General features: G+C 72.9%; 14 protein-coding genes. 2 read left to right on the top strand and 12 right to left on the bottom strand.

Going from position 1 to position 14,343, the window contains the following annotated elements:
• Nucleotides 1-41: 41 nt before the first annotated feature.
• From ACIQVI_RS09200 to ACIQVI_RS09185, 4 genes are all read right to left on the bottom strand, one after another.
• Entirely contained in the window at nt 42-1,853 is a 1,812-nt protein-coding gene (locus ACIQVI_RS09200; RefSeq protein ID WP_403593104.1) for an LCP family protein, read from the bottom strand.
• Between the two features lie 19 nt (nt 1,854-1,872).
• Nucleotides 1,873-2,493: a nicotinate-nucleotide adenylyltransferase gene (gene nadD / locus ACIQVI_RS09195; protein WP_351969112.1), complete on the bottom strand. Its 621-nt coding sequence runs from the start codon at nt 2,491-2,493 to the stop codon at nt 1,873-1,875.
• A gap of 51 nt (nt 2,494-2,544) precedes the next feature.
• Complete coding sequence (locus ACIQVI_RS09190) at nt 2,545-2,706, bottom strand: hypothetical protein (protein WP_163013787.1); 162 nt, start codon at nt 2,704-2,706, stop codon at nt 2,545-2,547.
• An 83-nt stretch (nt 2,707-2,789) separates the two neighbouring features.
• Nucleotides 2,790-3,128, bottom strand: a complete 339-nt coding sequence (locus ACIQVI_RS09185) for a hypothetical protein (RefSeq protein ID WP_403594564.1) — start codon at nt 3,126-3,128, stop codon at nt 2,790-2,792.
• A gap of 128 nt (nt 3,129-3,256) precedes the next feature.
• Here ACIQVI_RS09185 and ACIQVI_RS09180 point away from each other — a divergent pair, with 128 nt between their 5' ends.
• On the top strand, nt 3,257-4,435 hold the full coding sequence (locus ACIQVI_RS09180; protein ID WP_403593100.1) for a M48 family metallopeptidase: 1,179 nt from the start codon (nt 3,257-3,259) through the stop codon (nt 4,433-4,435).
• Here the strand turns inward: ACIQVI_RS09180 and ACIQVI_RS09175 are convergent.
• The 7 genes from ACIQVI_RS09175 to ACIQVI_RS09145 all read right to left on the bottom strand — a co-directional run bounded on the left by ACIQVI_RS09175 (nt 4,420) and on the right by ACIQVI_RS09145 (nt 11,344).
• Nucleotides 4,420-5,505 carry a hypothetical protein gene (locus ACIQVI_RS09175; protein WP_403593097.1) on the bottom strand — a complete coding sequence of 362 codons (1,086 nt, stop codon included), beginning with the start codon at nt 5,503-5,505 and terminating at the stop codon, nt 4,420-4,422. The genes ACIQVI_RS09180 and ACIQVI_RS09175 overlap by 16 nt on opposite strands.
• A gap of 172 nt (nt 5,506-5,677) precedes the next feature.
• Nucleotides 5,678-6,235 carry a hypothetical protein gene (locus ACIQVI_RS09170; RefSeq protein ID WP_351969115.1) on the bottom strand — a complete coding sequence of 186 codons (558 nt, stop codon included), beginning with the start codon at nt 6,233-6,235 and terminating at the stop codon, nt 5,678-5,680.
• Nucleotides 6,236-6,345: 110 nt separating this feature from the next.
• Nucleotides 6,346-7,629: a glutamate-5-semialdehyde dehydrogenase gene (locus ACIQVI_RS09165; RefSeq protein WP_403593095.1), complete on the bottom strand. Its 1,284-nt coding sequence runs from the start codon at nt 7,627-7,629 to the stop codon at nt 6,346-6,348.
• Between the two features lie 112 nt (nt 7,630-7,741).
• Nucleotides 7,742-8,263 (bottom strand): hypothetical protein, encoded by a 522-nt coding sequence (locus ACIQVI_RS09160; RefSeq protein WP_053647490.1) that lies wholly within the window; start codon nt 8,261-8,263, stop codon nt 7,742-7,744.
• Nucleotides 8,264-8,491: 228 nt separating this feature from the next.
• Entirely contained in the window at nt 8,492-9,595 is a 1,104-nt protein-coding gene (gene proB / locus ACIQVI_RS09155) for a glutamate 5-kinase (RefSeq protein ID WP_351969136.1), read from the bottom strand.
• A gap of 124 nt (nt 9,596-9,719) precedes the next feature.
• Nucleotides 9,720-10,142 carry a GtrA family protein gene (locus ACIQVI_RS09150; RefSeq protein ID WP_365538985.1) on the bottom strand — a complete coding sequence of 141 codons (423 nt, stop codon included), beginning with the start codon at nt 10,140-10,142 and terminating at the stop codon, nt 9,720-9,722.
• A 206-nt stretch (nt 10,143-10,348) separates the two neighbouring features.
• Nucleotides 10,349-11,344 carry a glycosyltransferase family 2 protein gene (locus tag ACIQVI_RS09145; RefSeq protein ID WP_351969118.1) on the bottom strand — a complete coding sequence of 332 codons (996 nt, stop codon included), beginning with the start codon at nt 11,342-11,344 and terminating at the stop codon, nt 10,349-10,351.
• A gap of 251 nt (nt 11,345-11,595) precedes the next feature.
• On the opposite strand from ACIQVI_RS09145, the gene ACIQVI_RS09140 reads away from it, so the two are divergent.
• Complete coding sequence (locus tag ACIQVI_RS09140; RefSeq protein WP_403593092.1) at nt 11,596-13,173, top strand: DUF6056 family protein; 1,578 nt, start codon at nt 11,596-11,598, stop codon at nt 13,171-13,173.
• A gap of 129 nt (nt 13,174-13,302) precedes the next feature.
• Here the strand turns inward: ACIQVI_RS09140 and galE are convergent, their stop codons facing one another.
• Nucleotides 13,303-14,295, bottom strand: coding sequence for a UDP-glucose 4-epimerase GalE (gene galE / locus ACIQVI_RS09135; protein WP_403593089.1), 993 nt, complete (start codon nt 14,293-14,295; stop codon nt 13,303-13,305).
• Nucleotides 14,296-14,343: the final 48 nt, after the last annotated feature.

Genomic DNA, 14,343 nt, shown 5'->3' with positions numbered 1-14,343 from the left:
ACGGACCGCCGACGACGCCGTCGGCCTTTTCCGGAGCGCCGCTAGCGGGCCCCCGGAACCTTGTAGTCCTGCCCCAGGACGACGGTGACGGCGGCCGCTCCCGCCGTGTCGCCCTTGCGGACCGAGCCGGCCGGCAGGCCCAGCGTCTTGGCCACCTCGGCGGCCGCCGCCTTCTGGGCGTCGTCGCCGTAGAGGACCTGCGACTTGTCCTGGTCCGGTGCCACGGCGGCGCCCACGATGGCGTAGCCGCCGTTGGCGAGCACGATCCGGGCCGCCTCGGTGGCGTTCTTGCCGGAGCCGTCCCGCAGGGAGACCCGGGTGATCCCGTCCGCCTCGGGGGCGGTGACCTTGCCGCCGAGAATGTCCTTCACGACGCTGTCGCTCGCGCCGCCGGTCAGCGCCCCGTCCTCCTCCACCGGGAGCAGGGCCGTCTTGTAGGCGCCGAGCTTGGCGTGCTCGGCGAGCTTGGCCAGGGAGGCGCCGAGGTCCTTCTCCGGGAGCGAGGGGTCGAGGATCTGCTGGAGCGTCTCGATGGTGACCGTGGCGGCCGCCGGGTCGTCGGAGATCTTCCGCAGCACCCCGTACAGGACCTGGCCGAAGCGCTGGAGCTGCTTGGCGTCGGCCTCGCCGGGGGCCCGGTAGGTGGCGTAGGCGACCGCGGCGCGGCCGTTCAGCGTCTGCTTCTCGCCCTTCCTGACGAGCGGCTCGGCGCCGTCCTTGGGGGCGGGCACGTCGGTGTCGGTGTCGGTCTCGATGCCGCTGACGACCTCGACGAGGTTCTCCAGGTACGGGGTGTCCAGGCGCCAGGTTCCGGTGATCTTCGCGCCGAGGAGGTTGCCGATCGACTCCCGGGTGCCGCTGGAGCCGTCGTCCTCGACCGACTTGCCGAGGGTGGTCGCGGAGCCCTCGGCGTCGGCGACGACGACGGAGTTGGGGAGCAGGACCGTGGTGCCCTGGCGGGTGGTCGCGTTCTCCACGAGCAGGGCGGTGGAGGTGCCGCCGTTCGTGGTGTCGTGGAGGTGGACCACGATGGTGTCGCGCTTCTGGGGACCGGTCGTGGCGGCCCCGTTCCGCTCCGGCGCGGAGGTGCCGGGGAGCAGGCCCGCGGACCACAGGTAGCCGACGCCGCCGACGACGGCGAGCACGAGGACGACGACGAGCGCGACGATCCGGTTGCGGCCCCGGCGCCTGGCCTCCTCGCGCCGCTCCGAACGGCTCTCGGTGAACTTGAGCCAGTCGATGACGTCCTCGGAGTCCTCGTCGGGCTCCTCGATGAACGAGAACTGCTCGGTGCGGTACTCGCGGTCGTCGCCGTCCGTACGGGACGGAGCGGGGCGCCCGGAGGCCGGCCGGCCGGGGACGGGCCGCTCGGAGGCGGGACGCTGGCCGGGGACGCCGGGCGGGGCGGTGACGGGCGCGGCCGGGGCCTCGGGGACCGGCCGGACGGACTCGGGCCGGGCCTGCGACTGCGCCTGGGGCTGCGGGGCCTGCGGGGCCTGCGACTGCTGGGCCCGGGGCTGGACGGCCCACTCCTGCCCGGTGTCGTACTGCTGACCCGTTTCGTACTGCTGGCCGGTGTCGTAGGAGGGGTAGGCGTAGCCCTGCTGACCGTACGGGTCGTACGGGGGCTGCGCCTGCGGCTGCTGCTCCTGGGACGGCTGCTGCTGGGCATAGGGGTCGTAGCCGTACGTCTGCTGCGACGGCTGTTGCCGCTGACCGCCGTACGGGTCGTAGTGCTGCGCGGGCTGCTGCTGCGCCTGCGGCTGCTGGTACACCGGCTGCCCGTACTCGTCGTAGCCGATGATCTGCGGCTGCGGTCGATACGGATCGTACGGGTGCTGCTGATCGTTCACCGGTGCCCCTCCCCGAAGCTCACTCGCCGCGGTACAGCTGGCGCTTGTCGATGTAGCGCACCACGCCGTCCGGGACCAGATACCAGACGGGGTCCCCCTTCGCGACCCTCGCCCGGCAGTCGGTGGAGGAGATGGCGAGCGCGGGGATCTCGACGAGCGAGACCCCGCCCTTGGGCAGGCCGTCGTCGGTGAGGTCGTGGCCGGGGCGGGTGACGCCGATGAAGTGGGCGAGCGAGAAGAGTTCCTCCGCGTCGCGCCAGGTGAGGATCTGCGACAGCGCGTCGGCCCCGGTGATGAAGAAGAGGTCCGCGTCGCCGTTGAGGGAGTGCAGGTCCCTCAGGGTGTCGATGGTGTAGGTCGCGCCGCCGCGGTCGATGTCGATCCGGCTGACCGAGAACTGCGGGTTGGACGCCGTGGCGATGACCGTCATCAGATAGCGGTCCTCGGGCGCGGACACGGCCTTGTGGCTCTTCTGCCACGGCTGCCCGGTCGGCACGAACACCACCTCGTCGAGGTGGAACAGGGCGGCGACCTCGCTGGCCGCCACCAGGTGTCCGTGGTGGATCGGGTCGAAGGTTCCGCCCATCACACCGAGTCGGCGCTTGCCGCGCCCGCCAGTAGGCACTTCCTGCTCTCCCATGCGTGCAGAGCCTACTGGCACGGCAGCGGCCGCCGGATCAGCGGTGTCGGTTCAGCGGTCGCGGTTGAAGCGGGTGGTGATCCACAGCAGCAGCATGAGGGCACCGAAGGCGCCGAAGCCGGTGAGGTAGGGGCTGAGGCTTTCGTGGTTGCCGCCGTGCTCGGCGCCCTCGGCGAGGGTGACCAGGTGGGCGGCGGCGCTGTGGAGGCTCATCTTCGGCAGACCTATCGATCGGGGATGGGAGCGGAGACTTCGCGCACATCGTATGCGGGCCGTCCGGAGGCGCTCACGCCGACTCAGGCGTTCGCGTCGCGCTCCGCGTTGCCGTCCGCCCGGCCGGTACCGCCCGGCGCACCGACACCGTCAGTCCCGCCGATGCCGCCCGCCCCGCCGGCACCGTCCGTACCGCTCGCGCCGTCCGTACCGCTCGCGCCCGGCGCGTCACCCACGTCACCCACGTCGCCCGTGTCGCCCGTGTCCTCCGTGCGGTAGCCGCGCAGCAGGAACCAGGCGAGTAGGACTCCGCCCACGAGCGAGGCGAGCAGCACGATCCGGAGGGTGTCGCCGAGGCCTTGGCCCGCGGGGGCGGCGAGCAGCGCGGCAGCGGCGTCGGCGGTGGCGGCGGTGTCCGGCATGTCGGTCGTGCCCTTCGGTCGTCCTCGGTGCCCGAGTTATCCACAGGCCCCGCCACACGGTAGCGCCAGCGCCTAGGCTGGGTGCAGTCAGGGGGACGAGCACCGACTCGTACGAACAGGGGGCATCCATGACCGAGAACGACCACGGGAGCGCGCCGAGCAGGCAGCGGCGGCGGTTCCCCGGCATCTCCTCGCGGGCCTACGAGCATCCGGCCGACCGCTCGGCGCTGGTGGCGCTGCGCAAGCTCAGCGGCTTCGACACGGCCTTCAAGGCGCTCAGCGGGCTGCTGCCGGAGCGCAGTCTGCGACTCCTCTACCTCTCGGACTCCGTCCGGGTGAGCGACGCCCAGTTCAGCCACCTCAACGACATGCTGCGGGACGCCTGTTACATCCTGGACCTGGAGAAGGTCCCGCCGATGTACGTGACGCAGGACCCGAAGCCCAACGCGATGTGCATCGGCCTGGACGAGCCGATCATCGTGCTCACCACCGGTCTGGTGGAGCTCCTCGACGAGGAGGAGATGCGGGCGGTCGTCGGCCACGAGGTCGGACACGCCCTCTCCGGGCACGCCGTGTACCGCACGGTCCTGCTGTTCCTCACGAACCTGGCGCTCAAGATCGCGTGGATCCCGCTGGGGACGGTCGCGATCACGGCCATCGTGACGGCGCTGCGCGAGTGGTTCCGCAAGTCGGAGCTCTCCGCCGACCGGGCCGGGCTCCTCGTCGGGCAGGACGTGCGGGCCTCGATGCGCGGCCTGATGAAGATCGCCGGAGGCAACCACCTGCACGAGATGAACGTGGACGCGTTCCTCGCCCAGGCCGACGAGTACGAGAAGGCCGGGGACCTGCGGGACTCGGTCCTGAAGATCCTCAACGTGCTGCCGCGCTCGCACCCCTTCACCGCCGTCCGCGCGGCGGAGCTGAAGAAGTGGTCGGAGAGCCGCGACTTCCAGCGGATCATGGACGGGCACTACCCGAAGCGCTCGGAGGACAAGGACACCTCGGTCTCGGACTCCTTCCGCGAGTCGGCAGGGCACTACGCCGAGACCGTGCGGACCAGCAAGGATCCCCTCTTCAAGCTGGTCGGGGACATAGCCGGCGGCGCCGGTGACCTGGCGGGCGACCTGGGCGGCCGGCTGCGCAACCGGTTCGGCGGCCAGGGCTCCCCGAAGGCGGACGGCGGCGCGGCCGGGGACGGCGGGACGACCGGGGGCAAGGACTCGGGCGCCAAAGACTCCGGCGGCAAGGCCTCGGCCGGGGACGACGACGCGCGGGGCGACGCCGGGGACGGTCAGAGCGAGGGCTGAGCCTTCGGCGCCAGCGCTCCGCACAGCGAGGGGGCGGCGGGCCGGTCGGTGGCGTACGGGTCGGTGACCGCCGGGCCGTCGTCCGCCCCGGGGGCCCGCGCTCCCGCCAGGAGCGGCTTCAGGACGCCCGTGGTGTCCGTGTCACAGGCCTGCGGTCCGGCCTCCGAGGTGCTGCTCAGGAGCTCGGCGCGGTGCGCCCGCAGGTCCTCGCGGTCGAAGCGGAAGTGCACCACGCGGTGGACGGTGAAGAGGGACGCCGCGGCGACCGGCCCGGTGCCCCGGACGGCCGGACGGAGCGCGTAGGTATACGTGTGGTCCGCCGTGACGTCCAGGGTGTCGGGACCGGTCTCCTCGAAGCGGAGGGTGCCCCGCACCCGGGCGGCGGGGTCCGCGAGGGCGACCTCCCGGGGGTCGAAGCGGACGAGCCAGGCGGCGGAGGCGTGCCGGCCGTCGTCGGCGGGCGACTCGACGCTCCGGTCGAACTGCTCCAGCTGGTCGGGGTCGAGCAGCAGGCGCACGGGCCGCACGGTGGCCCCGGTCAGGACGTCGGGCTCCAGGGAGGAGGCCACCAGGTAGTCCTTGGCGATGCCGAGGGCGGCGACGACCTGGCTCTCGGCGAAGTGCAGGGTGCGCCCGGCGACCGGCAGGTCGATGCCGGCGGCCCCGGCGCGGTACTCGGCGGCCGGGCTGTGGGCGAAGAGCCGCGCGGGCTCGCCGCCGGGGACGGGGTCCCGGGGGGCGAGCCGGACCACGGTGGTCCGCAGGGGTTCGGCGCGCTGGTCGACGGGGGGCTGGTACGGGTTGCGGACGCCCAGGTAGATGGCGGTGCCGAAGGCGAGGAGGACCAGCAGGACCAGCAGGACGGCCTGGCGGGAGCCGCTCCGGACCGTCCCGGAGGGGAGGCTGCGGACGGCCTGGGCGTGCTCGCCCATCCGTTCCCGGGCGGAGAACTCCTGGAGGCGGGCAGCACGGACGAACGCCTCGTCGAAGACGACGGATCGGTACTCGTCCTCACCACCGCCGGGGAACCCCTCGGGTGTCCCCTCAGGCGGGTCGCCACGCCCTGCCATACCTTCAGGGTAGGTCTGCGGGGGCTTCGGTAAACGCCCAGGTACACGACAAGTTCCGAAGAATTCCGCCATCGGTGCGACGGGGACCCGGGACGGCCCCGGCACGCTCCCGGTCGGGAGCCGATTCCGGGTCCGATTCGGGTCCGATTCGGGTCCGGGAGGCCGGTGGGGGCTATCCGGGGGACGTGGAGCGTGCGGCAGGGGCGTGGGCCGCGGGCGGGGCCGGGTTCGGGCTCGGCGCGTCGACCCCGGTGGTGGCCGGCGGCGGGACCTGGTCCTGGCGGTTGGCGGAGGCGCCCCGGTAGACGGCGCTGAAGGCGAGGGCGACCATGCCGACCCCCATGACGAGGGCGAGGACCCAGGCGACGGGCCGGTGCCAGCGGGCGCTGCCCCGGTAGGGGCGCAGGGCGCCGCCGTGGGGGCCGTAGGGGCTGTCGTCGTCACCGATGTCGTCGGGCTCGTAGGTGACCAGCGGGTCGTGGCCGTCCCCGTAGGGGTCGTCGTCGGCCGGTCCGCCGCCCGCGCGGGCGCGGGCCGCCTCGGCCTCGGCACGGGCCTGGGCGGCGGCGAGGAGCCGCTCGACCGCGGTCGGCTCGTGGACGGCGGCGGCCCGGACGAACTCCTCGTCGAAGACCACGGCGGCGTGGACCTCGTCAGCGCCTCCGCGGTCGACAGAGTCCTCGGGGTCTCCGCCGTTCTGGAACGGCCTGCCCCCCACGTCGTCCGGCACGGATTCAGAGTAGACCCGGAAGGGGGTTTTGGGCAGGGAGAGTGCGAACCCTCCCCGTCCGTACCGAAAGACCGTCCGTACCGAAAACCGACCCGTACGGGAAGGGGGTGTTACCGCACGTGACCGTCGCCGGTGACGATGTACTTGGTCGAGGTCAGCTCGGGAAGGCCCATGGGGCCCCTGGCGTGCAGCTTCTGGGTGGAGATGCCGATCTCGGCGCCGAAGCCGAACTGGCCGCCGTCCGTGAACCGGGTGGAGGCGTTCACGGCGACCGTGGTGGAGTCGACCAGCTGGGTGAAGCGGCGGGCCGCGGCCTGCGAGGTGGTGACGATCGCCTCGGTGTGGCCGGAGGACCACGCCCGGATGTGCTCGACGGCCTTGTCGAGGGAGTCGACGACGGCGGCGGCGATGTCGTACGAGAGGTACTCGGTCTCCCAGTCCTCCGGCGTGGCCGGGACGACGGTGGCCTTGGAGCCCTCGGCGAGGGCGAGGGTCCGCTCGTCGGCGTGGACGGTGACGCCGGCCTCGGCGAGGGCGTCGAGGGCCCGGGGCAGGAAGGCCTCGGCGACGTCCTGGTGGACGAGGAGGGTCTCGGCGGCGTTGCAGACGCTGACCCGGTGGGCCTTGGAGTTGATCAGGACGTCCACGGCCATGTCGAGGTCGGTGTCGGCGTCGACGTAGACGTGGCAGTTGCCGGTGCCTGTCTCGATGACCGGGACGGTGGACTCCTCGACGACGGTCCTGATCAGGGAGGCGCCGCCGCGCGGGATGAGGACGTCGACGAGGCCGCGGGCGCGCATCAGCTCGCGGACCGACTCGCGGGACTCACCGGGGACGAGCTGGATCGCGTCGGCGGGCAGCCCGGCGCCCCCGACGGCGTCGCGCAGCACGGTCACCAGGGCGGTGTTGGAGGCGTACGCGGAGGAGGAGCCGCGGAGGAGGACGGCGTTGCCGGACTTGAGGCAGAGGGCGGCGGCGTCGACGGTGACGTTCGGGCGGGCCTCGTAGATGATGCCGACGACGCCGAGGGGGACGCGGACCTGGCGCAGGTCGATGCCGTTGGGGAGGGTCGAGCCCCGGACGACCTCGCCGACGGGGTCGGGCAGCGCGGCCACGTCGCGGACGTCGGCGGCGATGGCCCGGACGCGCTCCGGGGTGAGGGTGAGCCGGTCGACGATGGCCTCGCTGGTCCCGGCCTCGCGGGCCTTGGCGATGTCCACGGCGTTGGCCTCGACGATCTCGGCGGTGCGCACTTCGAGGGCGTCCGCGATCGCGAGGAGGGCCTCGTCCTTGACCGCGCGCGGGAGTGGCGCGATTTCGGCGGCGGCGCCACGGGCGAGGCGGGCGGCCCGGGTGACCGGGGAGAGGTTGTCGAGGGGCGTGAGCGAGGTCATGTCCGCAGGGTACTGGCACCCCTGCGGACATCCCTCACGTATCCCGCACTCCGAGACGTGCCCCCGGACTCGTCCAGGGGCACGTCGTGGTCGTTCCCGGCGGGTCCGCCCCTCAGTAGGGGTGGACGCCGACCGGGGCGGCGGGCGGCGGGCCGTAGCCCTCCGCGATCCGCTGGTGGTAGGTCTCGCGGTCGATGACCTCCAGGCCCACGATCTCCCAGGGCGGCAGCTTGGCGGTCTGCCGGTGCTCGCCCCACAGGCGCAGGGCGACGGCCGCCGCGTCGTGCAGGTCGCGGGCCTCCTCCCAGTACCGGATCTCGGCGTGATCGTTGGCGTAACGGCTGGTCAGCAGGAAAGGATGGTCGTGGGCCAGCTGTTCCAGCCCCCGGCGCACCTCCTTCAGCGGCGACTCCACGCCCGACACGCTGAGGGTGATGTGCCAGAGCTTGGACACGGGCCGCTCCTCGGCGCGTGCCTCACGTGTCTCGCGTACCTCGCGTGTGTCGGTGGTGGTCTCGGTCTTCCTGTCCGTGGACCTGTCCCGTGCCTCGTCGAAGTCGGCTCCGGCCTCGACACTGGTCAGGGCGCGTTCGGCAGTCCCACGGGGCGGCGCCCCTGGGCGCGCTCGTCTCACCGGCGGCCTCCTGTGTGATGCGTGTGGTGCTGTACCCCGCCTTGCTCATAACCCCCGGGACAAAGTTGACCAGTCCGAGGGGGTACTTGGGGCGGTTTTGGTGAACGTCCCTTCCGGATGGCCGCAGTTTCAGCCGTTTCGGCGGGTGGTGTTCGACGGATGGCGTACGGTGCCCGGCGTACGGCCGGTGACGCGTCCGGCACGGGACGCGTACGGCCGGTGACGCGTTCAGGCGATGACCACCAGGTCGTCGCGGTGGACGATCTCGCGCTCGTACTCCGGGCCCAGTTCCTTGGCGAGCTCGTGGGTGGAGCGGCCGAGCATCCGGGGGATCTCCTTGGCGTCGAAGTTGACGAGGCCACGGGCGACGGCCCGGCCTGCGGCGTCGCGCAGCTCGACCGGGTCACCGGCCACGAAGTCGCCCTCGACGCCCGCGAGACCGGCCGCGAGCAGGGACTTCTTGCCCTCGACGACGGCGCGGACGGCCCCGTCGTCGAGGGTGAGGGAGCCCTGCGGGGTGGAGGCGTGGGCGAGCCAGAGGAGCCGGTCGGCGGAGCGGCGGCCGGTGCGGTGGAAGTACGTGCCGGTGTCCCGGCCCGCGAGGGCGTCGGCGGCGCGGCTCGCAGAGGTGAGGACGACGGGGATGCCGGCGGCGGCGGCGATCCGGGCCGCCTCGACCTTGGTGACCATGCCGCCGGTGCCGACGCCCGCCTTGCCGGCCGAGCCGATCTCGACGTGGGCGATGTCCTCGGGGCCCGCGACCTCGGCGATCCTCGACGTGCCGGGCTTGGCCGGGTCGCCGTCGTAGAGCCCGTCGACGTCGGAGAGCAGCACGAGCAGGTCGGCGCGGACGAGGTGGGCGACGAGGGCGGCGAGCCGGTCGTTGTCGCCGAAGCGGATCTCGTCGGTGGCGACGGTGTCGTTCTCGTTGACGACGGGCAGCGCGCCCATGGTGAGGAGCTGGTCCAGGGTCCGGTACGCGTTGCGGTAGTGGGCGCGCCGGCTGGTGTCGTCGGTGGTGAGGAGGACCTGGCCGACGCGGACGCCGTAGCGGGCGAAGGAGGCGGTGTAGCGGGCGACGAGCAGGCCTTGGCCGACGCTGGCGGCGGCCTGCTGGCGGGCCAGGTCCTTGGGGCGGCGGGTGAGGCCGAGCGGGGCGAGGCCCGCGGCGATGGCGCCGGAGGAGACGAGGACGATCTCCTTCTCGCCGCCGCTGCGGACCTTGGCGAGCACGTCCACGAGGGCGTCGACCCGGTCGGCGTCGAGGCCTCCGGAGGCGGTGGTGAGGGAGGAGGAGCCGACCTTGACGACGATCCTGCGGGCCTCCGTCACGTACTGCCTCGACCCGTACTGCCTCGACCCGTCCGTCTGACCCGTCACCTGCGTCGTCACCTGCGTCGTCCTCACTCGGCCGTTCCTGCGGGCCGCGCGCTCGACGCCGCGGCTGCCAGGCAATCTACGCGAGCCGGGAGGGCTGCCGCTCGTCCGTTTCGCTCCCCGGACCGGCCGCGCCGGGGCCCCGGCCGGTGCCCCGGGGCACCAGGATCCGCTGGGAGATCAGATAGGTGAAGGGGATCGCGACGACGGCCGCCACGAGTGGCGCGATCCGGTCGTCCATTCCGGCCCAGGTGACGAGCGCGTACAGGCCGACGCTCTGCACCAGGTAGTTGGTGACGTTGGTGAGCGGGAAGAGCGCGAACTTCTTCCAGGTGGGGCGGGTGCGGTAGGTGAAGTAGGTGTTGAGGAAGAAGGAGCCGACCATGCTGAGGAGGAAGGCGAGGGAGTACGCGGCGAAGTACGGCATCCACGGGTGGAGGAGCAGGTAACAGCCGAAGAACGTGCCGGTGTTGACGCCGCCGACCAGGGCGAAGCGGAAGATCTCCGCGAGCCGCGCCCGCCGTCCGACCGCCCTTCCCGACTTCTCGGCCGCCCCTCCCGGCTCCCCGGCCGCCCCTCCCGGCTCCCCGACCGCCCTTCCCGAATCCCCGGCGGCCCTTTCCGACTCCCCGACCACCCCTCCCGACTTCCCGGCCGCCCTTCCCGGCCCCCCAGCCGCTCCTCCGGAGCGATCGCCCCCCGCCCCCATCAGCGCTCCCTCTCCGCCGTGGTGACCCGGATGCGTTCGGCGGCGGCGCGTTCGGCGGCCGCGCGGCCGAAGGAGCGGTGGGTCTCCTTCACGAGGAAGTGCGGCCGGCGCTTGGTCTCGTAGTAGATGCGCCCGATGTACTCGCCGATCAGCCCCAGCATCACCATCTGCACGCCCCCGAGCCCCACGATGATCGCGACCAGGGTGACGTAACCGGGGGCGGTGACGCCCTGGGAGAGGGCCGCGGCAGTCACCCAGACCGCGTACACGGCGGCGAGTCCGGTCAGCATCATGCCGAGCCAGAGGGCGATGCGCAGCGGACGGTTGTTGAAGGAGATCAGGCCGTCCATGCCGTAGTTGACCAGGGAGCTGAACTTCCACTTCGTCTCGCCGCCCTCGCGCGCGGCGTTCTGGTAGTCGAAGGTGACGGTGTCGAAGCCGATCCAGGAGAACAGCCCCTTGGAGAAGCGGTTGTACTCGGGCAGCGACAGCAGGGCGTCGACGGCGGGGCGGGAGAGCAGCCGGAAGTCCCCGACGCCGTCGGTGAGTTCCACGTCCACCCAGCGGTTCACGGCCCGGTAGTAGACGCGGCTGAGGGCGGTGCGGACCTTCTTGTCCCCGTCGCGGGTGCGCCGCGCCATCACCTGGTCGTGGCCCTGGTGGTAGAGGTCCAGCATCCGTCCGAGCAGCTCGGGCGGGTGCTGGAGGTCGGCGTCCATGATGACCACCGCGTCGCCCGCGGACTTGCGCAGGCCCGCGAGCATGGCGGCCTCCTTGCCGAAGTTGCGGCTGAAGGAGGCGTACTGGGTGCGGTGCGGGTGCCGGGCGGCGATCTCCCGCAGCTTGCCCAGCGTTCCGTCGGAGCTTCCGTCGTCCACGTAACAGATCTCGTAGCCGACCGGGAGGGCGTCGAGCACCTGGCGCATCCGCGCGTCGAACCGCTCGACGACGTCCTCCTCGTTGAAGCAGGGGACGACGACGGAAAGCCTGGTCATGGAACGGTCACTCCAGAGGGATGGGCAAGCGTACGTCCTGAAGGACCACCACCGAACTCGCCTTCGAGCAGCGGGGCCACGGTACGGAGCGACGGTGGCGATCCGGCGTCCTCCGAGTGGCCGCCCCCGGTCGGCATGTCGTCCATGCAGCAAAGCATGGGGGCAAGATATTGGTATACGCGGCATTTTCACTCGCCGGTCACCCATAGGGGCGACCGGGGGCCACCTCGGGCCAGGGGGATCGATCACCGGTGAGCAGGACGACCATCTCGGAGCGCGGCGAGGCACCCGTGCCGGAGGACGGAGCGGGGGACGGCGCCGCCGGAAGCGCCGGGAAGGGCGGCCTCTCCCGGGCCCCGGGCGCGGTCGCGCTCGTCGTCGCCGCCGGTTCGGCGGCGCTGCTCTCGGTCGGCGCCTTCCTCGGCCTCTACGTGCGCCCCACGTCCGACGACTGGTGCGCCCTCTGGAAGGCGCGGGACATGGGCGTCCCCGGGATCACCGAGGACTTCTACCTCACCCAGAACGGCCGCGTCACCAACGCCTTCCTGACCGGCCTGGTCTACTCCGACGGCATGAGGGGGCCGAAGCTGCTGCCCGCCTTCCTCGTGGTCGCCCTCGGGGCCGCCCTCTTCCTCCTCGCCCGCGCGGCGCTGCGCGCCCTGCGGCTGCGCGCGGAGCCGCCCGCGGTGCTGCTCGTGGCCGCCGTGGCGCTCGTCGAGGCGCTGCTGTTCTTCGCCGGCACGCGCACGTACCAGGTGTTGCTCTGGGCCCCGGCCACCATCTCCCACACCCTGCCGGGCGTGATCGGCCTCTGGGCCGTGCTCGGCGCGGTCCTCGCGGCCCGCGCCCGGCGCCCGTGGGCCCGCAGCGCCGCCGTGGCCACGGCGGCGCTGACCGGCCTGGCGTGCGGGATGCTCAGCGAGCCGTTCAGCATCGTGGCCGGACTGTTCGCGGCCGCCGTCGGGACCCTCTGCCTGCCCCGCCTCGGACGGGCGAGGGACCGGTACGTCTCCACCTGGTGCGCCGCGGCCTGCCTCGGGCTCGCCGGGGGCCTCGTCCTCCTGTACACCTCCCCCGGCGCGCGGTGGCGGCGCGCCCAGCATCCCCGGGAGCCGATGTCGTTCGCGGAGCTCGGGGAGACGTTCCACGACTGGTGGCGCGTCTGGCAGACGATCGGCGGCCAGTGGGCGTACGCGGGGGCCCTCGCCGTGGGCGTCCTCCTGGGCCTGGCCCTCGCCCGCTCCGGCCCGTCCGGGGACCGCGCCCCCGCCGGAAGCGCCGCCGGTGAGGAGCGCCCGCGCCGGACGCCGTGGGTCGCGGCGCTCCTGCCGCTGCCGCTGCTCGCCCTCGCGAGCCTGGGCGTCACGTACGGCCTGCGCAGCGGCTACGGGGTGGAGGGCTGGACGTTCGGCCGCACCTGGACGAACTTCCTCCTCCCCCTGCTGCTGCTCCTCTGCGCGTACGGCACGTGGGGCGGGTACCGGCTGGGGCTCCTGCTCCTGTCCGCCGGGCGCCCCTCCGCCCGGGCCGCCGCGCTGGTCGCGGCGGGCGCGGTCGCCGTCGGGAGCACGACCGCCCTGGTGCGGCCGGTGTACGCGCTGACCACGAGCACGGTGGTGCGGAGCGTCGCCTGGGACCGCCAGGACTCCCGGATCAGGGCCGAGGCGGCGGCGGGCGCCCGGAACGTCGCGTACCGGCCGCTGCTCATCGGCGGCCTCAGCGAGCCGCTGTTCGCCTCGTCGTACGAGCGGGACTGGGCGGCGCGGTGCGCGGCCACGTACTACGGGGTGAGCCGGATCCACCGGCCCACGGACGCGCGGAGGCCCTGAAGCGCGGAGGCATGAAGCACGGAGGCCCTGAAGCCAACAGGGAGGAGGGGCGCCCCGGGAAGCCCGGGACACCCCTCCTCTCGTCCTCTCGGCGGTTCGCCGAACGTGTCGGCCGTCGGCCGTCAGCCGTCAGCCGTCGGCGCGGGCCGCGCGGTTCGCGCCCCAGCCCTCCCAGGCGGAGCTGATCATGGAGCGGACGTCGTGCTGCGCCTTCCAGCCCAGCTCCGAGCCGATGCGCTCGGCGGACGCCACCACGCGGGCCGGGTCGCCCGGGCGGCGCGGGGTGACGACGGGCTCGACGTCGTGCCCGGTGATCTCGTTGATCAGGTTCACCATCTCGCGCACCGACACGCCCTCGCCGCGCCCGATGTTCAGGGTCAGCGTGGCCGTCTCGCCCGCCTCGCCGGCGGCGGCGAGGGCGCGGGCGGCCGCCACGTGGGCGTCCGCGATGTCGGCGACGTGGATGTAGTCGCGGATGCAGGTGCCGTCCGGCGTCGGGTAGTCGTCGCCGAAGATGCGCGGGGACTCCCCGGCGTCGAGCCGCTCGAAGACCATCGGCACCAGGTTGAAGACGCCGGTGTCGGCGAGCTCGGGGGCCGCCGCGCCCGCCACGTTGAAGTAGCGCAGGGAGGCGGTGGACAGGCCGTGGGCCTGGCCGGTCGCGCGGGCCATCCACTCGCCGACGAGCTTGGTCTCGCCGTACGGGCTGAGGGGCAGGCACCGGGTGTCCTCGGTGACGAGGTCCACGTCGGGCATCCCGTACACGGAGGCGGAGGACGAGAAGAGGAAGCTCTTCACGCCGGCGGCGACGGCCGCGTCGAGGATGACCTGCAGCCCCGTCACGTTCTCGTGGTAGTAGTACAGCGGCTTCTCGACCGACTCGCCGACCTGCTTCTTGCCGGCCAGGTGCACGATGCCCGTGACCTCGTACTCCCGCAGGACCCGGTCGAGGAACGCGCGGTCGAGGACCGTGCCGCGCTCCAGGACGACGCCCTCGGGCAGGCGCGCCGGGTTGCCGGTGCTGAGGTCGTCGACCACGACGACGCGCTCGCCGCCCTCGGTCATTGCCTTGACGACGTGGGAACCGATGTAACCGGCACCGCCGGTGATGAGCCAGGTCATTCCGACAGTGTAGCCACCCCCTCCGGAACGCCCCGGGGGACGGGGAAG

Origin of the sequence: Streptomyces sp. NPDC098101 (assembly GCF_044760185.1) — a bacterium.
GTDB lineage: Bacteria > Actinomycetota > Actinomycetes > Streptomycetales > Streptomycetaceae > Streptomyces.
The sequence above is the reverse complement of the archived record's forward strand: the minus strand, read 5'-3'. Positions and strand labels throughout refer to the sequence as shown.

Coding starts and splice junctions, on each gene's coding strand:
- ACIQVI_RS09145 (WP_351969118.1), bottom strand. CDS start 11,344: ATGACCAGGCTTTCCGTCGTCGTCCCCTGCTTCAACGAGGAGGACGTC.
- ACIQVI_RS09165 (WP_403593095.1), bottom strand. CDS start 7,629: ATGACCTCGCTCACGCCCCTCGACAACCTCTCCCCGGTCACCCGGGCC.
- ACIQVI_RS09180 (WP_403593100.1), top strand. CDS start 3,257: ATGACCGAGAACGACCACGGGAGCGCGCCGAGCAGGCAGCGGCGGCGG.
- galE (WP_403593089.1), bottom strand. CDS start 14,295: ATGACCTGGCTCATCACCGGCGGTGCCGGTTACATCGGTTCCCACGTC.
- ACIQVI_RS09185 (WP_403594564.1), bottom strand. CDS start 3,128: ATGCCGGACACCGCCGCCACCGCCGACGCCGCTGCCGCGCTGCTCGCC.
- ACIQVI_RS09175 (WP_403593097.1), bottom strand. CDS start 5,505: ATGGCAGGGCGTGGCGACCCGCCTGAGGGGACACCCGAGGGGTTCCCC.
- nadD (WP_351969112.1), bottom strand. CDS start 2,493: ATGGGAGAGCAGGAAGTGCCTACTGGCGGGCGCGGCAAGCGCCGACTC.
- ACIQVI_RS09190 (WP_163013787.1), bottom strand. CDS start 2,706: ATGAGCCTCCACAGCGCCGCCGCCCACCTGGTCACCCTCGCCGAGGGC.